This window comes from Myxococcus sp. AB025B (assembly GCF_006518215.1).
In the GTDB taxonomy this organism is placed as follows: Bacteria; Myxococcota; Myxococcia; order Myxococcales; family Myxococcaceae; genus Myxococcus; species Myxococcus fulvus.
This window is the reverse complement of record NZ_SRLW01000524.1, coordinates 1-3,436: the sequence shown is the minus strand read 5'-3', so window position 1 is coordinate 3,436 and position 3,436 is coordinate 1. Positions and strand designations below refer to the sequence as shown.

The window sequence follows — 3,436 nt, the reverse complement described above, 5'->3', positions numbered from 1 at the left end:
GGAGCACCCCGCGCCCCCACGCGGCCAGGGCCCCTGCCCCCGAGGCGCGCACGGCGCCGCGCTGTAGCGCCACCGTGTCAGAAGGCCCAGCCCAGGGACACTTGCAGTCGCTCATCGAAGGTCCAGCTCCGGCCCTTCGTGGAGGTGTTCACCTCGCCGCTCGGCAGCACCGGCTGACGGCTCTCATACCGGTCCGAGGAATGACGTGCACCCACGCCGACCCCCGCCTGCACCGCGAGCCCCTGTCCCAGGATGGCGGTGTAGCCCACCAGGGCCGCGCCCCCGAGCTGCAGGGAGCGGATGCTGCTCTCATTGCCCTCGTCCTCGACGACGAACTGCTCGTACTCGCGCCACTGGTGGATGACCTCCAGCTGCGGTGACACCCAGAGCCCCTCGGGCGCCGTCCCGGACAGGAAGAACCGGGCGCGCGGCACGACGCCCAGCTGGAAGAGGGAGTCCCTCGTCTCCAGTCGCTGCTCCGTCCGCTCCAGGTCCCTGCTGCCATTCGAGACATGCACGCCCACGTGCAACCCCAACCCCACGCTGACGCGCGGCCCCACCACCCGCTCTCCCTCCAACACCAGCTGTCCCCAGTCCGTGGGATTGACGGCGAGCCCCACCACCGTCTTGCGAGGCACGGCCTCGGTCGACACGGTGCTGGATGGGTTGGCATGGGCGACGGCGGACGACAGCAACACCAGACACAGCGACGACATGACTCTCATGTGCGGAACTCCCCTGTGGATGCAACACCCCGGGAGGCTCCTCCCCGGGCAACAGGCGCCCACTGCAACGCGCGTGCACAACCCATTTCGAGAGGGAGCCGCGCTCGACGAGGACCGACGCCGAGGACAACCTGTCAGCACTCCGCGTTCCAGGGCCGGACACGCTGACAGCGCTCCTGGGATTCGACGCGAGGCATTGCGCAGGAAACCCGCGGCCAGGGTTCTTCCCCGCGAGAACTCTCTCGTATGGGAATGGAGCCCTTCGATGTCGCGTTCGCGTGTGCTGTGGGTGGTGGGGTTGCTGGCGCTTGGCGCGTGTGGTGAGGACCACGAGCCCCGGGAGGAGCCGGGGAACAGGCCGCCGCCGGGCGGCTCCAATCCCCCCGTCACATATCAGCGCTCCAACGTGACGGGCACCTACGCCGTCACGGGCACGCTGCAGAGCAACGCTCCGGACGGGAGCGGGCACAACATCGCCAACCTCCGGGACACCATCACCGTCTCGGAGAACACGAGTGGCCTCAACCTGCTGAGCATCAACATCGCCAGCATGAGCTGCGGCGGCGGCATCCGCGCGGCGATGAACGGGGAGCGCACGTTCGACGTCAGCGGGGGCACGTGCCCGGTGGACGTGGAGTCGGGCTGCACCGCGAGCATGAAGGTCAACGACGGGAGCGGCAGCCGTGACGCGGGCGGCGCCTTCCAGCTCGAGCTGCGCGGCGAAGTCTCGATGACGTGCGGACCGGTCTCCAGCCGCCGGATGTTCGTCATGAGACTGGCGGGCACGTCCTCGGGGCTGTCCGCCCCGGACACGACGTTCGAGAAGCTGTCGCTCGGGGCGAGCATCTCCGACACGCTGGAGCTGCTGTCGACGGATACCGGACACACGCCGTGAGGCGGACGGACGACGCGCCGTCGCCGTGAATTGCGTGACCGGGACGTCGTAAGAATACTCCGGCCCCAGGATTCCAGTCGGGAGCGGAGGATGTCGATGATGCGGATGCGCGTGGTGACGGCGGCGCTGGTGCTGGGGCTCGGAGCGTGTGGAGGTGACGACGGCGGCGACGATGGCGGGACGGTGGACCATCGCCCCAACGTGACGGGCGCCTACGCCAGCACGGGGACGATGACCCTGGTCATCTTCGGCCAGTCACAGACCAACGACTTCTCGGACACGATTCGCATCGCCGCGAGCGCGGGCTCCAACAAGTCGGCCCTGAACCTGCGCTCGGATGCCTTCGAGTGCGGAGACGGCTTCCCGGGCACCATGACCGGGGAGCGCGCGTTCTCCGTCCAGCAGACCGAGTGCCAGGTCCACCTGGACGAGCAGGACTGCGACGGGACGTTGACGGTGCGCTCGGGCACCGGCAACCGGGACGAGGCGGGGGCGCTCCACCTCTCCATGAAGGGCGACTTCTCCTCGCGCAACTGCGCCCCCATCCCCGTCACCGGCCAGTTCACCATGGAGCTGACCGGCAACCGCACCGGCGAGTAGCCCTTGTGCCACCGCGCGCCCCGACGAGCTTCCGGGGCGCGCGTGGAGCCATGTGGCCAGGTTGCGCTGCCAGGAGTCCTTGGCGCGCTCCTTCGCCGCGTCCCCTGCCAGCCCTCGCCCACCCGCACCGCCGCCGCCACCACGGGCACCAACGCCCACGGCGCCAGCCTCCGCGCCTCGCGCACGAGCCCCCCTGGGGCGCAGCTTCTCCAGCAGGCTCACCGAGTCCGCCGCGCGTCGTCCGCTCAGCCGCACCGCGAGCGCCTGGGCGATGCCCAGCCGCTGCCGCATGCCTCCTGAATACTCCTTCACCTCGCGCTTCGCCGCGACCGTGAGGTCCAACCGCTCGAGCAGCTCCGCGCACACCTTGGCGGACGATGTCCACGCCCTCCAGCGTCACCTCACCCGACGTGGGCTCCAGCAGTCCAAACATCCCGAGCGGAATCTCCAGGTCCACGCCACGCAGCGCGGACACCGGCCCCGGATACACCTTCACCCGCATGCGAGGGAGAGCATCGCTCCCTCCACGCAGACGACCTCCCGCCGTTTCCCCGCCCTGAGGCGAACCGCGACGACGAAGGTCTTCATCTGAAAGGCAATCGGCTGGCGTTGAATTGCCGCTCGGCCCGAAAGCCAGACATCACCTCACGGCGCCGAGCGCACCAGCCGCAATGGCACGCGCGCCCCCGTGGCTGCCGAGGCCGCCAGCATGGGCACCTCCGGCGACAGCGTCTCCGGCTTGCCCTGCGTGAGGAACTCCACCGCCGGCGCCACCACCTGCGGCGCGTACAGGATGCGGTGGTGCCCCAGGCCCTGCGTGCGCGTCAGCCTCGCGCCCGGCCACGCCCGCGCCACCGCCTCCCCCGCGACGAGCGGCACCTCCCGGTCCCCCACGTCGTGGAACACGTGCAGCGGCACCTGCCCCAGCAGCGGCACGAAGTTCGGCAGCGCCAGGTCCTTGAGCCGCACGTGGAAGCGCCGCTCGATGCGCTCCTCCATCCGCATCCACACCCCGTCCGTCAGCCCGAAGGCGCGCGCGAAGGCCTGGATGCCCCCACGCGGGTCCGCCGGTGGCGACACGAACACCGCGCGCCCCACCTTCAGCCCATCCCGCATCGCCACCGCCGTGGCCGCCGCGCCCAACGAGTGCGCCACCACCGCGTACGGCCCCCCCGTCGCCCTCGCCACGTCCGCCACCACCTCCGCCATCTCCGGC

At 70.5% G+C, this 3,436-nt stretch carries 4 protein-coding genes; 2 read left to right on the top strand and 2 right to left on the bottom strand.

Annotated features, from left to right (window positions below; translation table 11 throughout):
• Positions 1–77: 77 nt before the first annotated feature.
• Positions 78–725, bottom strand: coding sequence for a hypothetical protein (locus tag FL311_RS42020; protein WP_141333225.1), 648 nt, complete (start codon positions 723–725; stop codon positions 78–80).
• 265 nt (positions 726–990) lie between these two features.
• On the opposite strand from FL311_RS42020, the gene FL311_RS42015 reads away from it, so the two are divergent.
• Both FL311_RS42015 and FL311_RS42010 read left to right on the top strand, forming a co-directional pair.
• The gene (locus FL311_RS42015) at positions 991–1,620 is read left to right on the top strand and encodes a hypothetical protein (protein ID WP_141333224.1); all 630 of its coding nucleotides are present in this window, start codon (positions 991–993) and stop codon (positions 1,618–1,620) included.
• A 90-nt stretch (positions 1,621–1,710) separates the two neighbouring features.
• The gene (locus FL311_RS42010) at positions 1,711–2,220 is read left to right on the top strand and encodes a hypothetical protein (RefSeq protein ID WP_194869619.1); all 510 of its coding nucleotides are present in this window, start codon (positions 1,711–1,713) and stop codon (positions 2,218–2,220) included.
• Positions 2,221–2,865: 645 nt separating this feature from the next.
• On the opposite strand, the gene FL311_RS46220 is transcribed toward FL311_RS42010, so the two are convergent.
• A partial coding sequence (locus tag FL311_RS46220) for an alpha/beta fold hydrolase (RefSeq protein ID WP_194869618.1) occupies positions 2,866–3,436 on the bottom strand: 571 nt, incomplete at its 5' end.

What these genes read in the sequence shown, in the direction of transcription:
- FL311_RS42015 (WP_141333224.1), top strand. Translation starts at nt 991, where the DNA reads ATGTCGCGTTCGCGTGTGCTGTGGGTGGTGGGGTTGCTGGCGCTTGGC.
- FL311_RS42010 (WP_194869619.1), top strand. Translation starts at nt 1,711, where the DNA reads ATGTCGATGATGCGGATGCGCGTGGTGACGGCGGCGCTGGTGCTGGGG.
- FL311_RS42020 (WP_141333225.1), bottom strand. Translation starts at nt 725, where the DNA reads ATGAGAGTCATGTCGTCGCTGTGTCTGGTGTTGCTGTCGTCCGCCGTC.